1 pseudogene is annotated in these 338 nt (G+C 63.9%); it reads left to right on the top strand.

Annotation, left to right across the window (positions count from 1 at the left end):
* Positions 1 to 317 (top strand): annotated as a pseudogene (locus EN818_RS31345) (ornithine decarboxylase); the annotation flags it as partial.
* Between the last annotated feature and the right edge of the window lie 21 nt (positions 318 to 338).

The following is a 338-nucleotide window of genomic DNA, read 5'->3' as shown; positions in this document are numbered from 1 at the left end:
GCAAGATCACACTGCCGGCGCGTTTCATTCCCGATCCGGCGATCCGCACGCGCAACGGCGCCGAGAAGAACATCGTGCCGTTCAAGGGCTGTGGGGCGACCTGCGATTCCGTCGACATATTGTCCAGGCCATTCTGGCTGCCGGAGACGGTCGACACCGGCGACTGGATCGAGATCGGCCATATCGGCGCCTATTCGCTGTCGCTGAGGACGCGCTTCAACGGCTTCTTCCCCGATACGTTCGTCGAGGTGGCGACGCCGTTCGACGAGGGCGATGCGCCGGAAGGGTTTGCGAGCTTGGAAACCATGGCAGACTAGGCAACTCCGCCGCCGGCCTGG

Origin of the sequence: Mesorhizobium sp. M3A.F.Ca.ET.175.01.1.1 (genome assembly GCF_004791945.1) — a bacterium.
Classification (GTDB): Bacteria; Pseudomonadota; Alphaproteobacteria; order Rhizobiales; family Rhizobiaceae; genus Mesorhizobium.
This window is presented reverse-complemented; position numbering and strand designations above follow the sequence as displayed.